We start from the raw sequence: 17,625 nt of genomic DNA, 5'->3' as shown, positions 1-17,625 counted from the left end.
AATTTATGAAAGTTGAAGAACTTAGTACTTACGAAGTATTAGAGCATAGAAGAATAGAGGATCTAAATTCGGACAGCTTCATTCTTCGTCATAAAAAGACGGGGGCGAGGGTTGCACTGTTATCAAACGATGACGATAACAAGGTTTTCTATATCGGTTTCAGAACTCCGCCCAAGGATTCCACAGGTGTTGCGCATATAATTGAACATACTGTTTTGTGCGGCTCCAAAGAATTCCCGATAAAGGATCCTTTTGTAGAACTGGTCAAGGGTTCGCTTAACACTTTTTTAAATGCTATGACATATCCGGATAAAACAGTTTATCCGATTGCAAGTTGTAACGATGCCGATTTCCAGAATCTTATGCATGTTTATCTTGATGCCGTTTTTTATCCGAACATATATAAAACAAGCAAGATATTTATGCAGGAGGGTTGGCACTATGAGATGAACAATGCCAATGATGAACTTGGAATTAACGGTGTTGTTTATAATGAGATGAAGGGTGCCTTCTCATCAGCAGATGAAGTGGTTGCCAGGGTTATAAGGAAATCACTTTTCCCTGACACCACCTATGGCATTGAATCAGGGGGAGATCCTGATGAAATCTATAATCTTACATATGAGGATTATCTTGATTTTCACAGAAAGTATTATCATCCTTCAAACAGTTATATCTATTTGTACGGGAACATGGATATGGCTGAAAAACTTAAATATATTGACGAAAACTATTTGTCTGCATTTGACAGTCTTGAGGTTGATTCCGAGATTAAATTGCAGAAGCCTTTTGATGCGAGAAAGGACATAAGGGATTTTTATCCGATATTGAAGGAAGATTCTCTGGAAGATAATACATATCTCTCACTTAATTTTTCTGTTGGAAGCAGTCTCGATCCAAAGTTCTATGTGGCTTTCGATGTACTTGATTATGCGCTGTGTTCTGCTCCCGGAGCTCCAGTTAAAAAAGCACTTATCGACAAAGGTATAGGAAGCGAAGTTTTCAGTGAATACGATAATGGCATAATTCAACCCGTATTCTCTATTGTTGCGAAAAATGCTAATCCTGAGCAAAAAGAAGAATTTGTTTCAACTATCGAACAGGTTATAAAAGAGCAGATAAAAAACGGTATTGATAAAAAAGCTCTTCTTGCAGGCATCAATGCCGATGAGTTCAAATACAGAGAAGCTGATTTTGGAAGATTTCCAAAAGGACTTCTATATGGTCTGCAGGTACTTGACAGCTGGCTTTATGATGACTCAAAGCCCTGGATAAATATTGAAGCAAACAATACCTTTGCACTTTTGAAAAAAGAAGTGGATACAGGTTATTTTGAAAAACTTGCTGAAGAATATATCTTAAACAATACACACAGCACGGTTCTTACCATGGAACCCAAAAGAGGCCTTACCGAAGAAAAAGAGGAGGCACTTAAAAATAAGCTTAAAGAGTATCGTGACAGTTTGAGTGCTGAAGAAATTCAGAAAATTGTAAAAGATACAGCTGAGCTTAAAGCTTATCAGGAAGAGCCTGACAGACCTGAAGATCTCGCTAAAATCCCGCTTCTTACCAGAGAGGATATACGTAAGGAAGCTGACAAATATTTTAACGAATTAAGAAAAGTCGGTGATCAGAAGATACTATTCCATGATGTATTTACAAATGGAATTGGATATCTGAATTTTGTCTTTGATATGGGAAAAGTCCCGAATGAGCTGCTCCCTTATGCACCAATGCTGAAAACATTGCTGGGGCTTATGGACACAGAGAACTACAGTTATACGGATCTATATAATGAAATCAATCTTCAGACAGGTGGGATTAATGCTTCCATAAGTACATATACTGATGCACAGAATATTTCAGAGTTTAAGACTACTTTTGAAATAACAGCTAAAGCTCTTTACCCGCAGCTTGATAAAGCCTTTGCACTTGTAAGTGAGATTATTTTAAAAACGAAGTTTGATAATAAAAAGAGAATTCTTGAAATTCTTGATGAAGCATGCAGCAGAGCGCGTTCGGATCTTTCGGGTGCAGGCCATCACAGTGCTGCACTAAGAGCTCTTTCCTATGTATCAAAACCCGCTAAGATTTCGGACATGGTATCCGGAATCGGTGGGTATAGATTTATGGAAGAAGTCAGAGAGCGCATACAAGAGGACGATAAAGCTGTAGATGAATTTATCTCCAATATGCTTGAGCTATGTAAGATAATCTTCCGACCGGAGAATCTTCTTGTTGATTATACTGCAAGTGAGAAAGAATATGCCGAACTTGAGCAGAAAGTCAGTGATTTTGCGCTCGCACTTCACAGCGAAGAGATAAGCACAAAAGGATTTGAGATTTCATGTGAAAAGAAAAACGAAGCATTTCAGACTGCAGGCCAAGTTCAGTATGTATGTCTTGGTGGCAATTTTGCAAACAAGGGACTTAAATATGACGGTTCGCTTCGAGTACTCAAAGTTATGCTGGGATATGATTATCTCTGGAAAAATATCAGAGTTCTCGGCGGTGCATACGGATGTATGAGCGGTTTTGCCAAGAACGGAGATTCTTATTTTGTAACCTACAGGGATCCGCATCTTTCCAGAAGTATAGATGTTTTCAAAAAGGCTTCCGATTATCTTAAAAATTTCGAAGCTGATGAGAGAACAATTACACAGTTTGTAATCGGAGCAATAAGTGATCTTGATACGCCCAAGACCCCTGCGACAAAGGGAGCCTATGGTCTTACTGTTTATATGTGTAATGCTGATTATGAAGATATTCAGAAGGACAGAGATGCGCTTCTTGCTACCGATCAGGAAAAAATAAGAAAACTTGCAGCATATATCGATGCCTTTGTGGCTGATGACTGCTTATGTGTAGTAGGTGACGGCAATAAGCTTATGCAGAATAAGGATTTATTCGGAAAAGTGGAGCAGCTTATTTATGCAGGAAAATCAAATGAATAATAGTATGAAGTGTGGCTATGTAACTCTTATAGGAAGACCGAATGTAGGAAAGTCTACGCTTATGAATCATCTCATAGGACAGAAGATAGCCATAACTTCGCATAAGCCTCAGACAACAAGAGGAAGGATTCAGACGGTTTATACTGATGACCGCGGACAGATAGTTTTTCTTGATACTCCCGGTATTCATGAATCCAAGAATAAACTTGGGGAATATATGGTCAAGGTTGCGACCAAGACTATCGAAGAAGTTGATCTTATTTTGTGGCTTGTGGAACCGAGTACTTTTATCGGTGCCGGGGAGCATATGATAATCGATCAGCTAAGGGAGTGCAGTAAGCAGGTTATCCTTGTTATTAACAAGATTGATACTGTATCTGCTGATGAGCTTCAAAGCTTTATCGATGCTTATAAAAAGGAGATGGATTATGCGGATATAGTTACCGTCTCAGCTTTAAAGAGCGATAATCTTGATGAGCTTATGCAGACGATTTTTGACAGACTTCCCTATGGAGATCCTTTCTATGATGAGGAGACACTTACAGATCAGTCTGAAAGAGATATTGTAGGAGAAATTATCAGAGAGAAAGCGCTTAGACTTCTTTCGGATGAAGTCCCTCATGGGATTGCGGTGACTGTCGAGACCATGAAGACAAGAAAAGCAGCATCCTCGTTAAAAAAGAAGAAGTCAAAGCATGTTCATCCGCCAAAGAAGAATAAATCTGCCGATAATGTACAGAGCACTGCAGATGGTGCACCTGATCTCGAAGCTATGTTGGCAGCATTAAAGGGCGGAGAAACCGATGCTGCCGATGTGTCAAATGAAACAGAAATCATGGATATAGAAGCCTCCATCATTTGTGAGCGTGATTCTCACAAAGGAATAATTATTGGCAAAGGCGGTTCTATGCTGAAAAAAATCGGTTCTCAGGCAAGAACCGATATCGAGAAGATGGTGGGCTGCAGAGTTAATCTTCAGTTATTTGTAAAGGTGAGGAAGGACTGGAGAAACGATACAGTACAGATGAAAAATTTTGGTTATAAGGATTCAAAGAAATAATGGTAGAATTAACCACTGTGAACGGAATTATTATTAAGAGGTCGCCTGTCGGAGAATACGACTGGGTGGTAACAATTTTAACTTCCGAACGTGGTAAGATTTCTGCTTTTGCAAAAGGTTCAAGACGTCCGGGAAATCCACTTTCGGGCGAGGTTGAACCTTTTTCCTTTGGTGAATTTAAGTTATATGAAGGGCGCACCTCATACAACATACAGGAAGCGAATATCAGAAACTATTTTGAATATTTCAGACAGGATTTTAATGCTTCTCTTTATGGTATGTATTTCATGGAGCTGGCGGACTATTACACAAGAGAGAATAATGACGAGCGAGAGGTATTAAAACTTCTATACCAGTCTTTTCGTGCGCTTGAATCAGATAAACTTGATAACAGACTCGTCAAATGCGTCTATGAAATAAAGACGCTGGTAGTTAACGGAGAGTTCCCCGGAATACCCACAGACAGAGATTATGTGCAATCAACTGCATATACTCTGGAGTACATTAGGAATACGAATGTTGAGAAGCTGTTTTCTTTTGCGGTTACCGATGAGGTATTGCATGAACTTGAGCATATATGCGATATTTACAGGAAGCGATTTATAGACAGAAAACTAAACAGCCTTGAAATGATAAATATGATTACATAAATACGAACAGGCTTCATGAAAAGAATTAATTATAGAAATTGAAAAACAAGAAAATGCGGTATATAATCTAAAAAGTATGCGCGCATATATTGTGCGCCTACAAAGTTTCATATTTATAAGGGGAAAATAAGTGAATAAAGTGATGTGTAGAAAAATCCTTATTTTATCGCTTGCGACTGTTATACTTCTTGCTTTTTCCGGATGCGGCAAAAAAAGTGATGTGTCAAAGCTTGATAAGTCATCTGTTCAGGTGAATAAGGATGGATCTGTAGTAAGTACTATGATTGAGGATTTTTCCGAGAGCTACTACAGCGTTGATGAACTGCGAGAAATGACTGAGAATGAAGTCAATGCTTTTGTTGTGAAGAACGGTGAAGGTGCGGCAGAACTAAAATCTGTTGATGCAGAGTCCGGAAAAATAAAAATGGTAATGAATTTTGGCAATTCCGATAATTTTTCGGATTTTAACAGTGAGACGTTCATTTATGAGACTGTTGCGGATGCAAAATTGAACGGACATATCGAAACCGGTTTGCTTGTTGATGCAGACGGTAATCCTATAGAGAGCGATAAAGCATCTGAGCTGTCGGATGAGCATATTGTAGTTACGGCCATGAAGAATATAGTAGCTGCTCCGTATAAGATAAAATATGTCTCCAGGGGAGTGAAGATAATTGATAATTACCTCGCGGATTTATCTGAAATAGCAGATGATAGTAGGGCTTGTATAGTATTAAGTAAGTAAAAAATGAGCATTTGCTCTTAAAAATATTTGGGCGTAATGCTCGGAAAGAGGTTTTGTATTATGAAAGCTAGAGAGAAGACAATGGACAAAATTATTGCTCTTGCAAAGGGAAGAGGCTTTATCTATCCCGGAAGTGAGATTTACGGCGGTCTTGCCAACACATGGGATTACGGAAATCTCGGTGTTGAGTTTAAGAATAATGTAAAAAAGGCTTGGTGGCAGAAGTTTGTTCAGGAGTGCCCGCACAATGTCGGCGTTGACTGTGCAATTCTTATGAATCCTCAGACATGGGTTGCATCAGGACATCTTGGAAGCTTTTCAGATCCGCTTATGGATTGTAAGGAATGTCATGAGAGATTCCGCGCAGATAAGATTATTGAGGATTTTGCGGCTGAGAATGGAATCACTCTTGAGTCTTCAGTCGATGGTTGGTCTCATGAAGAGATGGAGAAATTTATAAATTATCACAATGTTCCTTGTCCTTCCTGTGGTAAACACAACTTTACAGGAATCAGAGAATTCAACCTGATGTTCAAGACCTTCCAGGGTGTTACCGAGGACGCAAAGGACACTGTATATCTCAGACCTGAGACAGCGCAGGGTATCTTTGTTAATTTCAAGAACGTACAGAGAACTTCACGTAAAAAGCTTCCTTTCGGTATCTGCCAGATCGGTAAGAGCTTCCGAAATGAGATAACTCCCGGAAACTTTACATTCCGTACAAGAGAGTTTGAGCAGATGGAGCTTGAGTTCTTCTGCAAACCCGGAACACAGACCGAGTGGTTCACATACTGGAGAAAATTCTGCTATGAATGGCTTCTTTCTCTTGGCATAAACGAAGAGAATCTCCGTCTTCGTGATCATGATCCTGAAGAACTTTCATTCTACAGTGATCATACAACTGATATTGAGTATGCATTCCCCTTCACAGAGTGGGGTGAGCTCTGGGGTATCGCTTCAAGAACTGACTACGACCTTACAAGGCATCAGGAGACTTCCGGCGAGCCTATGGAATACTTTGACGATGAGACTAAGGAGAAATATATTCCTTACGTTGTTGAGCCTTCACTCGGTGCTGACCGTGTAGTTCTTGCATTCCTTTGTGAAGCATATGATGAGGAGAATCTTGGTACCGAAGAGGCACCTGATATGCGTACAGTACTTCGTTTCCATCCCGCACTTGCACCTATTAAGATTGGTGTTCTCCCTCTTTCCAAGAAGCTTAACGAGGGCGCAGAGAAGATTTATGCAACTCTTTCAAAGAAGTATAACTGTGAGTTCGATGACAGAGGTAATATCGGTAAGAGATACAGAAGACAGGATGAAATCGGTACTCCTTTCTGCGTAACCTATGACTTTGATTCAGAGACAGACGGAAAGGTTACGGTTCGCTTCCGTGACAGCATGGAACAGGAGAGAATCGCTATCGACGAGCTTGAGTCATTCTTCGCTGATAAGTTTGAATTTTAAGAGGAGTTTTATTATGAAACAGTTTACAGCTAATGAACTGCGTAAAGCATGGAAGCAGTTCTATATAGACAGAGGCCATGTGGATTGTGGCGCAGTATCACTGGTTTCAGACGGTTCAACCGGTGTTATGTTCAACGTTGCAGGTATGCAGCCGCTTATGCCGTATCTTCTTGGTAAGAAGCATCCTATGGGAACAAGACTTTGCAATGTTCAGGGATGTGTTCGTACAAATGATATAGATTCAGTCGGAGATAAGAGCCACGGAACATTTTTTGAGATGATGGGAAGTTGGTCTCTTGGGGATTATTTCAAGAAAGAACGTTGCCAGTGGAGTTTTGAGCTTTTGACAGAGCTTTTCGGATTTGACGCAGATCATCTTGCAGCTACTGTTTTTGCAGGTGACGAAAACGCACCAAGAGACGAAGAGGGTGCAAAATATCGTATAGAATCCGGCTTTAAGTCCGAAAACATATTCTATCTTCCTGCCGAGGATAACTGGTGGGGACTTGAATATGGCCCCTGTGGTCCTGACAGTGAGATGTTCTATGTGAAGGATATCCCGGATTGTGGTCCTAATTGCGGCCCCGGATGCCATTGCGGTAAGTATACCGAGATCGGTAACGATGTATTTATGCAGTATGAGAAGCATCATGATGGCAGTCTTACACCTCTTTCTCAGAAGAACGTTGATACAGGCTGGGGTCTTGAGCGTATTCTTGCTTTCCTTAATGGCGTAGATGATGTCTATAAGATTGATCTTCATGCACCAGTTATTGCATATATTGAGAAAGAAAGCGGAATAAAGTACGAAGCAGATGACAAGACCACAAGATCAATGCGTATTCTTGCTGATCACACACGTACAGCCGTTATGCTGATCGGTGACGAGGCTAAGCTTCTTCCCTCTAATACAGGTGCCGGATATATTCTCAGAAGACTTATCCGCCGTGCAGTAAGACATGCGAGAACACTTGGCTTAAACAAGGATCAGATACTTGGCGTTGCTAAGATTTACATTGATGAGTACAAAGAGAGCTATGAGCATCTTAACAAAAACCAGAAGTTTGTACTTACTGAGCTCGAAAGAGAAATAGTACGTTTTGAGTCTACACTTGAAAATGGAATGAAGGAGTTCAAGAAGATTCTTGATAAGACTTCTTCAGACGGTAAGAAGCAGATTGAAGGTAAGGATGCATTCTTCCTTTATGATACATTCGGTTTCCCTGTTGAGCTTACAATTGAGCTTGCAGAAGAAGAAGGCTTTAGTGTTGATGAGGAAGGCTTCAAGGCTTCAATGGAAGAGCAGAAGCAGAAGGCAAGGGAGAACCAGAATTTCTCAGCTAACCTCACCACAGGTTCCGGTGTATTTGACAGCCTTGATGAATCTGTAAACACAGAGTTCCTTGGCTATGACGCGATTAACTGCGAGGGCACTGTTGTTGCAATGGCAGATGCAGAGGCTCTTACAGATGAGCTTAAGGAAGGTGAGCAGGGAACAATCATCACAGATAAAACTACTTTCTATGGCACAATGGGTGGCCAGGTAGGCGATATCGGTGAAATCGTTGGTTCCGAGGGCTCTAAGTTTGTTGTTTCTGAAGCTATTAAGGTTTCAGGCGGAAGAACAGCTCATGTCGGTAAGGTTGTAAGCGGAAACTTCAAGACTTCAGATAAGGTTACTCTTAATGTTGATGCTGAGAATCGTGCTAAGACATGCCGTAACCACTCAGCTACACACCTTCTTCAGAAGGCACTGCAGGAAGTTCTTGGAGATGGCGTAGAGCAGGCAGGTTCATATCAGGATCCCGATAAGACCAGATTTGACTTTAGTTATCATCAGGCTATGACTGCTGAGGAGATTCAGAAGGTTGAAGAGATTGTTAATGCCAAGATTTTAGAGGCACTTCCTGTTGTTACTAAGGAAATGTCTATTGAAGAAGCTAAGAAGACCGGAGCAATGGCTCTTTTTGGTGAGAAATACGGCGATACAGTAAGAGTCGTTAATATGGGAGACTTCTCAATCGAGCTTTGCGGCGGTACTCATGTTGCAAACACAAGTCACATCGGAGTATTCAAGATCCTTTCAGAGAGCGGTGTGGCTGCAGGTGTTCGCCGTATTGAGGCTCTTACAGGAAACAATGCAAGAGCATATTATAAAAATGTAGAGACAAATCTTGGAGAGGCTGCAAAGGCTCTTAAGACAAATCCTTCTGATATCGTTGAGTATATCAAGAAACTCCAGGAAGAGCTCAAGGCTCTTAAGAGCGAGAATGAGTCCTTGAAGAGTAAGGAAGCTCAGGCAGCTCTCGGTGATGTTATGGACAGCGTTTTAGATGTCAAAGGCGTTAAGCTTATTGCTCAGAGTGTTAAGGGCGTTGATATGAACGGCCTTAGAGATCTTGGTGATCAGCTTAAAGCTAAGCTTGGTGAGGGCGTAGTTGTTCTTGTTTCGGAGAATGACGGTAAAGTTAATCTTATGGCCATGGCTACTGATGGTGCTATCGCATCCGGTGCTCATGCAGGTAATCTGGTAAAAGCTATTGCAGGTAAAGTCGGTGGCGGCGGTGGTGGTCGTCCCAACATGGCTCAGGCAGGCGGAAAGAATCCTGCCGGAATTCCTGATGCTATTGCTGAAGCAGCAAAGGCTTTGGAGTCACAAATAAAATAAAAATATAAACCTTTAAAATTTTTGCTTGACGGTGTGGAAATATATGGTATAATCTATAGATGTTATGTGGGTGAAAGCCTAGAGACATAGCAAATAACCCTGGTCACCCGTTAAGGAAGGGTCTGAAGGGAGGGTGAGAGTAAAGAATGTCAACAGTTATTGTAAAAGAAAATGAAACTTTAGACAGCGCGCTTCGTCGCTTCAAGAGAAGCTGTGCCAAGGCTGGCATCCAGCAGGAGATTCGTAAAAGAGAACATTACGAGAAGCCAAGCGTAAAGCGTAAGAAAAAGTCTGAAGCAGCTAGAAAACGTAAATATAATTAATAAAAACAAGTCCTTGGTTTTATAAATCAAGGACTATTTTTATTTCATAGAAAAACTATGAGATAAAAAATGGTATAAGATATGCATATTTTCTTGGTAGTAGCCGCTATTTTGATAATAATTCTTATAGTATTGGTTGTTCATCATGATATGAATAACTTTGTTATAAGAAACTATGAGATACATTCGGACAAACTAAAAAAAGATGGTGTTTTCTGCTTGCTTTCGGATCTTCATGAGAATAGTTTTGGGGAAGGAAACAGCAGACTGATACAAGCTATAGATGATATATCTCCTGACGCAATTCTTCTTGCAGGTGATATGCTGACTGCTTATCAGGAACTGGGAAAAGAGCGATACGATGAGATAGCTGACTTCATATCGCAGTTGTGCTCAAGATACCCTGTGTATGCCGCAAATGGTAATCATGAGAGTAAAATGGATATTCTCGGAGGCGACAGGAAGCAGGCGTATGATAAATATGATAAAAAAATCAGAGATGCAGGATGTGTTGTACTGCGAAATCAGGGGACGTATCTTGAAGACTACAATATGGAGATTCATGGACTCGAGATTGGGCGTGAATTTTTCAGAAAGTTTATCAGACGCGAGTTGCCTGATGGATACATTGAGGATTTCTTCGGTGTACCCTGCGCGGAAAGATTTCAGCTTTTAATGGCTCATAATCCTATATATTTTGACAGATATAAGGCATGGGGAGCTGATCTTACCGTATCAGGACATGTTCATGGCGGAATTATTCGACTTCCGTTGCTTGGAGGCGTAATATCTCCCGCACTGGTTCCATTTCCGAAATATGATGGCGGTCTCTATGAGATTGAAGGCTCAAAGATGATTCTCAGCAGAGGGCTTTCAACTCATTCCATAAGAGTGAGATTCAATAATCCCGGGGAATTGTGCGTGATACATCTTATCTCAGACAAAAACTAAACACACGAGGAATAATAATGGCGCTTGAAGTTAAACTGCAGGTTTTTGAGGGGCCTCTGGATCTGCTTCTTCACCTTATAGATAAAAACAAAATAGATATTTATGATATTCCGATTGCTGTGATTACTGAGCAATATATGGATTACATTAGAGCCATGCAGAATGATGACATGGAAGTTACCAGCGAGTTTTTGGTAATGGCAGCAACTCTTGTGGATATAAAATGCAAAATGCTTCTTCCTAAGGAAGTAAACGAAGAGGGAGAAGAGGAAGATCCCAGAGCTGAACTTGTTGAAAAGCTTTTGGAATACAAGATGTATAAATATATGGCGGATGAACTCAGAGACCGCCAGATGGATGCTGATACTCATATGTATCGCAAAAAGAATGTTCCAGATGAAGTAATGTCTTATGAAGAGCCTATAGATTATGATGCGCTTTTGGGAGATGCGAATCTTTCGAAACTTAACGAAATTTTCCAGGCACTTCTTAGGAGACAGGAGGATAAAGTTGATCCGATAAGAAGTAAATTCGGAAAGATTGAAAAGGAATCTGTAGATCTTGATCAGAAGACACTGTATGTGAAGGCTTATATCAGAGAACATGACAGATTCAGTTTTAAGCAGCTTCTTGAAAAGCAGGGAAGCAAGGTTGAGATTATTGTTACATTTCTGGTTATTCTGGAAGCTATGAAAGTCGGGGATATTCAGATTGAGCAGGATGAGACTTTCGGCGATATTATGATTACTTCCAACAGAGCAAAGCGAGGATGAGATGACAAGAGAAGAGGGAGCAGCAGTTATCGAAGCAATCCTTTTTACAATGGGAGATTCAGTAAGCGTAGCATCTATATGCAATGCTACTGATCAGGACCTTAAGGATGTAAGGGATGAAATAAGCTATCTGAAAGAAAAATATGAAAAGAGTGACAGCGGAATAGGTCTTATTGAACTTGAAGATTCTATTCAGCTTTGTACGAAAAGTGAGATGTATGAGTATCTGATAAAGGTGGCTAAAACACCTAAGAAGATAACACTTACGGATGCACTTATGGAAACACTTTCAATAATAGCGTACAAACAGCCTATTACAAGACTTGATGTGGAAAGAATAAGAGGCGTAAACAGCGATCATGCTGTGAATCGTCTTGTTGAATTCAATCTTGTTCAGGAACTTGGGAGACTTGATGCGCCGGGAAGACCACTGCTTTTTGGCACAACCGAGCAGTTTCTTAGAAGCTTTGGTGTTAAGTCTCTGGAGGAACTTCCTTCTCTTGATGCGGTTAGAGTTGAGGAGTTCAAACAGGAAGCTGAACAGGAAATCAGTGTCAAGCTTGATATCTAAAAATGGCAGGTTTAATTTGCAATTTTTGCCCGCTGATAAAAAATGTATAAAAAGCGCAGAAAATAAGGGTATGGAGTATTCTCCATGCCCTTATTTTGTGTTATACTTTAACATGACTTAAGTTGTGGTTTTATACACTTAATAATAAATTACGGAGGTGAAGAAATGAGTAGTTCTTCTCAGGCAAGCCAGAGAATCTTTTCTCTGCTTGATGAAAACAGTTTCGTTGAAATCGGCGCTCAGGTTAAGGCCAGAAGCACAGATTTCAATCTGAAGCAGACAGAGACACCCTCTGATGGTGTAGTAACGGGCTATGGCGTTATCGGCGGTAAGCTTGTATACGTATATGCTCAGGATGCATCAGTTCTTGGTGGCTCTGTAGGTGAGATGCATGCTAAGAAAATAGCTGGTCTCTATGATATGGCTCTTAAGATGGGAGCACCTGTAATCGGCCTTATTGATTCTGCAGGTCTTCGTCTTCAGGAGGCAACTGATGCGCTTAATGCATTCGGCGAGATCTATCGCAGACAGGTTAGCGCTTCAGGAGTGGTTCCGCAGATCACAGCTATTCTTGGATCATGCGGTGGCGGTCTAGCACTTTTCCCCACAATGACAGATTTCACATTTATGGAAGAAAAGAGTGGAAAGCTCTTTGTTAATTCTCCCAATGTACTTGAAGGTAACAGCAAGGAGAAGTGTGATACTTCAGCAGCTGCATGGCAGGGCAGTGAAGTAGGAAACGTTGATGTAATAGGTGACGAACAGACACTTTATGCTCAGATTAGAGAACTCGTTTCAATTCTTCCTTCCAATAATGAAGACACAGAGAATTTTGATGAGTGCGCAGATGATCTTAACCGCGCATGTGAGAACCTTGAAGGATCTGTTAATGATCCTGCTCTTATGTTCAGACAGATTTCCGATAACGGAATCTTCTTTGAGACTAAGAGAGATTTTGCTAAAGAGATGGTTACAGGATTCATTAAGCTCAATGGCGCTACTGTTGGCGTTATCGGTAACAGAAGCGAACTCTACGATGAAAAGGGTGAAGTAGCTGAGAAGTTTGATAATGTTCTTACTGCTCATGCTTGTGATAAGGCTGCTGACCTTGTAAGCTTCTGTGATGCTTTTGAGATTCCGGTTCTTTCTCTTACAAATGTAAATGGATTCGGTGCAACAAAGTGTGATGAGAGACATGTAGCTAAGGCTGCTGCTAAGCTTGTGGCTGCCCTTGCTGCAGCTACCGTTCCGAAGGTGAATGTAGTAACAGGTAAGGCTTTCGGAAGCGCTTATGTAATCATGAACTCTAAGGCAGTTGGTGCTGATATGACATTTGCTTGGCCTGATGCCGAGATCGGTACCATGAACGCTGAGCATGCAGCTAAGATCATTGCCGACGGCAAGGATTCAAGCACAGTTGCAGACACAGCTGCTGCATATGAGAAACTCCAGAATAATGTTGAAAGTGCTGCAGCAAGAGGATATGTTGATACAATTATCAATGCTGCAGATACAAGAAAATACGTAATAGGAGCTTTCGAAATGCTTTACAGCAAGCGTGAGGAACGCCCTGTAAGGAAGCACACTACAGTATAAGGAGGAGCGGACAGTGAAGCATAAGATTTTAGCTTTAGGTGTTACGCTGATCTGCATGCTGTCTCTTGCAGCCTGTGGTAATAGTATTCAATATAATACAGTTGCCGGTAGCAGGTATGACGAGAATGTATTTTCAAAAGATGGTTTGATGCAATACGCACAGACTATTGAAGATTCTTATTTTGAGACCATGTATTTACAGGGTATTACACCTGAAAATTTTGAAGAGCAATTAGAGGACAGCTTTGATGAGTCTACTTATGATGTTTTCTATGCCGGATATAAAAACTGGTATGATGCCATTGATGAGCTTGGCTTCCAGAGCAAAGAGACTATTGCTGAAGACATAAGTGTTAAGGATCTTACATATTATGTCAATAAAGATGGTGAACTTATGGTAGACGCTACCATACAGGGAACAGGAAGCAATGCTCATACTGCAGTCCTTGAGTACAGCCTTGACAGAAAGGGCGTACCGACACTTATCTCTGTTAATGTAAATCATTCATTGGGAGAAAAGCTCAGAAGTGCCGGACTTAATACTCTTCTCGGAATGGGTATGGCATTCACCGTACTTATTATCATTGCTCTTGTTATTTCAGCTTTCCCGCTTATTAACAAGATTACTGAGAAGAAGCCCGAGAGCGCTAAAGAAATAGCTCAGAAGTCAATGGATAATGTGACATCTCAGATTGCTGAAAAAGAAGAGCTTTCAGATGATGCAGAGCTTATAGCAGTTATATCTGCTGCAATTGCTGCATATGAAGGCAGTAGCAGTGCAGGCGGAGACGGATTTGTTGTGAGATCTGTTCGTAAAGTCGGCAAGGCAAGTAATTGGAAAAAGGCTTAAGGCTAATATTTAGGAGGATATAGATAATGAAAAATTATACAATTACCGTTAACGGAAACGTATATGATGTAACCGTAGAAGAAGGCGCAGGCGGCGCTGCTCCTGCAGCAGCTCCCGTAGCAGCTCCCAAGGCTCCCGCAGCACCTGCAAAGAAGGCAAGCGCTGGCGCAGGCGGCGTAAAGGTAACTGCCGGTGCAGCAGGTAAGGTTCTTAAGATTGAGGCATCTGTAGGCCAGGCTGTTAAGAAGGGTGATGCTGTTGTTGTTATGGAATCTATGAAGATGGAGATTCCTATGGTAGCTCCTCAGGATGGAACTATCGCAAGTATCGACGTTGCAGTAGGCGATGCAGTTGAGGCCGGCGGCGTTGTTGCAACAATGAACTAATTTTAGGAGAGACTCACGGAGGTCGTTAAATGGATTACATTGTAAACACATTATCGAATCTCTGGCAGCAAACTGCATTTACAACAATGACTCCCGGTAACTATATAATGGTTGTCGTAGCATTGATTTTTATGTATCTTGCAATTGCCAAAGACTTCGAACCACTTCTTTTGGTGCCTATCTCCTTCGGTATGCTTTTGGTTAATATCTATCCGGATATTATGCTTTCTATTGATAAGTCATCCAATGGTGTAGGCGGACTTTTGTATTATTTCTACCTGCTTGATGAGTGGGCAATCATGCCGTCACTTATCTTTATGGGTGTTGGTGCGATGACAGACTTCGGTCCCCTCATTGCCAACCCTAAGAGCTTCCTTATGGGAGCAGCTGCTCAGTTTGGTATCTTTTCAGCTTACTTTATGGCTATTGCCATGGGCTTTAACGATCAGCAGGCTGCAGCTATTTCAATCATCGGAGGAGCAGATGGCCCTACATCTATCTTCCTTGCTACAAAGCTTAATCAGACCACAATCCTTGGTCCGATTGCCGTGGCTGCATATTCCTACATGTCACTTGTGCCGATTATTCAGCCCCCTGTTATGAAGCTTCTTACAACTGAGAAGGAGAGAAAGATCCGCATGCAGCAGCTGCGTCCGGTATCAAAGCTTGAGAAGATTCTCTTCCCTATCATCGTTACAATAGTTGTAAGTATGATTCTTCCTACAACAGCACCCCTTATCGGTATGCTTATGCTTGGTAACCTTTTCCGCGAGAGTGGCGTTGTTCGTCAGCTCCAGGAGACAGCTTCCAATGCTCTTATGTATATCGTAGTTATTATGCTGGGTACTTCAGTAGGTGCTACAACAAGTGCTGAGGCATTCCTTAATATCACAACAATTAAGATCGTTGTTCTTGGTCTTATTGCATTCGTTATCGGTACTGCCGCAGGATGTCTGTTTGGTAAACTGATGTGCGTTCTTACAGGTGGTAAGGTTAATCCTCTTGTAGGTTCTGCCGGAGTTTCAGCTGTTCCGATGGCAGCCAGAGTTTCACAGAAGGTTGGTGCAGAGTATGATCCCAGCAACTTCCTTCTCATGCATGCTATGGGTCCCAACGTTGCAGGTGTCGTAGGTACCGCAGTCGTTGCCGGAACATTTATGGCGGTATTTGGAGTATTCTAATTCGGAAAAGGAGAACTAATTATGGCAAAGCCAATTAAGATTACAGAGACAGTTCTGCGTGATGCACATCAGTCACTGATTGCAACCAGAATGCCTACAGAGCTTATGCTTCCCATTATCCCTACGATGGATAAGATTGGTTATAACTCAGTTGAGTGCTGGGGAGGCGCAACATTTGATGCTTCCATGAGATTCCTTAAAGAGGATCCGTGGGAGAGACTTCGTAAACTCAGAGATGGTTTCAAGAACACAAAGCTTCAGATGCTTCTTCGTGGTCAGAATATCCTTGGTTACAAGCATTATCCTGATGACGTAGTTGAATATTTCGTACAGAAGTCAATCGCTAACGGTATTGATATTATCCGTATTTTTGACTGTCTGAATGACCTTCGTAACCTTGAGACATCAGTTAAGGCTACAAAGAAAGAGGGCGGCCACGCTCAGATCGCTCTTGCTTATACACTTGGTGATGCTTATACAGAAGAGTACTGGATGAACATCGCTAAAGAAATCGAGTCAATGGGTGCAGATTCCATCTGTATCAAGGATATGGCAGGACTTCTTCTTCCTTACGAGGCAGAGAAGCTTGTTAAGGCTCTCAAGAGCGCTACAAGCCTTCCTATCGATCTTCATACTCATTACACTTCCGGTGTTGCAAGTATGACATATATGAAGGCTGCAGAGGCAGGAGTTGATATCATCGACTGCGCTATTTCACCTTTCGCACTTGGTACATCACAGCCTGCAACAGAGGTTATGGTTGAGGCCTTCAAGGGTCAGGAATTCGACACAGGTCTTGATCAGAAGCTTCTTGCTGAGGTTGCTGATTACTTCAGACCTTACAGAGAAGAGTGCCTCCAGAGCGGACTTATGGATGCTAAGGTTCTCGGTGTAAACATTAAGACTCTTATGTATCAGGTTCCCGGCGGTATGCTTTCCAACATGGTTAGCCAGCTTAAAGAGCAGAATGCAAGCGATAAGTACAATACAGTGCTTGAGGAGATTCCTCAGGTTCGTAAGGACTTCGGTGAGCCTCCGCTTGTTACACCTTCTTCACAGATCGTTGGTACTCAGGCTGTTATGAATGTGCTTATGGGTGAGAGATATAAGGTTGCTACTGACCAGACTAAAGACCTTCTTGCAGGTGAGTATGGTAAGACAATCAAGCCTTTCAATCCTGAAGTTCAGAAGAAGATCATCGGTGACAGAGAAGTTATCACATGCAGACCTGCAGATAAGCTTGCTCCCGGTCTTCCTAAGTTCGAAGAGGATGTTAAGCAGTGGAAGCAGCAGGATGAGGACGTTTTGTCCTATGCTCTGTTCCCTCAGGTTGCTACTGATTTCTTCAAATATCGTCTTGCACAGCAGGAGAAGGTTGATCTTTCAGCTGCCGACACTAAGAACGGTGCATATCCTGCTTGACCAACCAATAATACTTAATAAAGTA

The 17,625-nt window shown here is 41.6% G+C and carries 15 protein-coding genes; all 15 read left to right on the top strand.

Annotated features, from left to right (window positions below):
* Positions 1-5: 5 nt before the first annotated feature.
* The 15 genes from BLR42_RS04180 (at position 6) to BLR42_RS04110 (ending at position 17,600) form a co-directional block, all read left to right on the top strand.
* Entirely contained in the window at positions 6-2,954 is a 2,949-nt protein-coding gene (locus tag BLR42_RS04180) for an insulinase family protein (RefSeq protein ID WP_091866892.1), read from the top strand.
* Positions 2,947-4,014, top strand: a complete 1,068-nt coding sequence (gene era, locus BLR42_RS23470) for a GTPase Era (RefSeq protein WP_242879174.1) — start codon at positions 2,947-2,949, stop codon at positions 4,012-4,014. Before BLR42_RS04180 ends, era begins: the two co-directional genes overlap by 8 nt.
* Positions 4,014-4,664, top strand: a complete 651-nt coding sequence (gene recO, locus BLR42_RS04170; RefSeq protein WP_091866890.1) for a DNA repair protein RecO — start codon at positions 4,014-4,016, stop codon at positions 4,662-4,664. The genes era and recO overlap by 1 nt, the downstream gene beginning before the upstream one ends.
* 130 nt (positions 4,665-4,794) lie before the next feature.
* On the top strand, positions 4,795-5,409 hold the full coding sequence (locus tag BLR42_RS04165) for a hypothetical protein (RefSeq protein ID WP_091866888.1): 615 nt from the start codon (positions 4,795-4,797) through the stop codon (positions 5,407-5,409).
* Positions 5,410-5,469: 60 nt separating this feature from the next.
* Positions 5,470-6,879 carry a glycine--tRNA ligase gene (locus BLR42_RS04160; RefSeq protein WP_091866886.1) on the top strand — a complete coding sequence of 470 codons (1,410 nt, stop codon included), beginning with the start codon at positions 5,470-5,472 and terminating at the stop codon, positions 6,877-6,879.
* 13 nt (positions 6,880-6,892) lie between these two features.
* Positions 6,893-9,547 carry an alanine--tRNA ligase gene (gene alaS / locus BLR42_RS04155; RefSeq protein WP_091866884.1) on the top strand — a complete coding sequence of 885 codons (2,655 nt, stop codon included), beginning with the start codon at positions 6,893-6,895 and terminating at the stop codon, positions 9,545-9,547.
* Positions 9,548-9,693: 146 nt separating this feature from the next.
* On the top strand, positions 9,694-9,870 hold the full coding sequence (gene rpsU / locus BLR42_RS04150; protein WP_022755619.1) for a 30S ribosomal protein S21: 177 nt from the start codon (positions 9,694-9,696) through the stop codon (positions 9,868-9,870).
* A gap of 81 nt (positions 9,871-9,951) precedes the next feature.
* Positions 9,952-10,821, top strand: coding sequence for a metallophosphoesterase (locus BLR42_RS04145; protein WP_091866882.1), 870 nt, complete (start codon positions 9,952-9,954; stop codon positions 10,819-10,821).
* 17 nt (positions 10,822-10,838) lie between these two features.
* Positions 10,839-11,594 (top strand): segregation and condensation protein A, encoded by a 756-nt coding sequence (locus tag BLR42_RS04140; protein ID WP_091866880.1) that lies wholly within the window; start codon positions 10,839-10,841, stop codon positions 11,592-11,594.
* A 1-nt stretch (position 11,595) separates the two neighbouring features.
* Positions 11,596-12,165, top strand: coding sequence for an SMC-Scp complex subunit ScpB (gene scpB, locus BLR42_RS04135; RefSeq protein ID WP_091866878.1), 570 nt, complete (start codon positions 11,596-11,598; stop codon positions 12,163-12,165).
* A gap of 165 nt (positions 12,166-12,330) precedes the next feature.
* Entirely contained in the window at positions 12,331-13,761 is a 1,431-nt protein-coding gene (locus BLR42_RS04130) for an acyl-CoA carboxylase subunit beta (protein WP_022759866.1), read from the top strand.
* 13 nt (positions 13,762-13,774) lie between these two features.
* Positions 13,775-14,611 carry an OadG family protein gene (locus BLR42_RS04125; protein ID WP_091866876.1) on the top strand — a complete coding sequence of 279 codons (837 nt, stop codon included), beginning with the start codon at positions 13,775-13,777 and terminating at the stop codon, positions 14,609-14,611.
* A gap of 26 nt (positions 14,612-14,637) precedes the next feature.
* Entirely contained in the window at positions 14,638-14,997 is a 360-nt protein-coding gene (locus BLR42_RS04120; protein WP_022759868.1) for a biotin/lipoyl-containing protein, read from the top strand.
* Positions 14,998-15,026: 29 nt separating this feature from the next.
* Complete coding sequence (locus BLR42_RS04115; RefSeq protein WP_022759869.1) at positions 15,027-16,178, top strand: sodium ion-translocating decarboxylase subunit beta; 1,152 nt, start codon at positions 15,027-15,029, stop codon at positions 16,176-16,178.
* Positions 16,179-16,199: 21 nt separating this feature from the next.
* Complete coding sequence (locus BLR42_RS04110; protein WP_022759870.1) at positions 16,200-17,600, top strand: oxaloacetate decarboxylase subunit alpha; 1,401 nt, start codon at positions 16,200-16,202, stop codon at positions 17,598-17,600.
* Positions 17,601-17,625 lie beyond the last annotated feature (25 nt).

The sequence above is a fragment of the Butyrivibrio sp. INlla16 genome (genome assembly GCF_900104155.1).
Classification (GTDB): Bacteria; Bacillota; Clostridia; order Lachnospirales; family Lachnospiraceae; genus Butyrivibrio.
The sequence above is the reverse complement of the archived record's forward strand: the minus strand, read 5'-3'. Positions and strand labels throughout refer to the sequence as shown.

Coding starts and splice junctions, on each gene's coding strand:
- BLR42_RS04140 (WP_091866880.1), top strand. CDS start 10,839: ATGGCGCTTGAAGTTAAACTGCAGGTTTTTGAGGGGCCTCTGGATCTG.
- BLR42_RS04110 (WP_022759870.1), top strand. CDS start 16,200: ATGGCAAAGCCAATTAAGATTACAGAGACAGTTCTGCGTGATGCACAT.
- BLR42_RS04115 (WP_022759869.1), top strand. CDS start 15,027: ATGGATTACATTGTAAACACATTATCGAATCTCTGGCAGCAAACTGCA.
- alaS (WP_091866884.1), top strand. CDS start 6,893: ATGAAACAGTTTACAGCTAATGAACTGCGTAAAGCATGGAAGCAGTTC.
- rpsU (WP_022755619.1), top strand. CDS start 9,694: ATGTCAACAGTTATTGTAAAAGAAAATGAAACTTTAGACAGCGCGCTT.
- BLR42_RS04160 (WP_091866886.1), top strand. CDS start 5,470: ATGAAAGCTAGAGAGAAGACAATGGACAAAATTATTGCTCTTGCAAAG.
- BLR42_RS04145 (WP_091866882.1), top strand. CDS start 9,952: ATGCATATTTTCTTGGTAGTAGCCGCTATTTTGATAATAATTCTTATA.
- scpB (WP_091866878.1), top strand. CDS start 11,596: ATGACAAGAGAAGAGGGAGCAGCAGTTATCGAAGCAATCCTTTTTACA.
- era (WP_242879174.1), top strand. CDS start 2,947: ATGAATAATAGTATGAAGTGTGGCTATGTAACTCTTATAGGAAGACCG.
- BLR42_RS04120 (WP_022759868.1), top strand. CDS start 14,638: ATGAAAAATTATACAATTACCGTTAACGGAAACGTATATGATGTAACC.
- recO (WP_091866890.1), top strand. CDS start 4,014: ATGGTAGAATTAACCACTGTGAACGGAATTATTATTAAGAGGTCGCCT.
- BLR42_RS04130 (WP_022759866.1), top strand. CDS start 12,331: ATGAGTAGTTCTTCTCAGGCAAGCCAGAGAATCTTTTCTCTGCTTGAT.
- BLR42_RS04180 (WP_091866892.1), top strand. CDS start 6: ATGAAAGTTGAAGAACTTAGTACTTACGAAGTATTAGAGCATAGAAGA.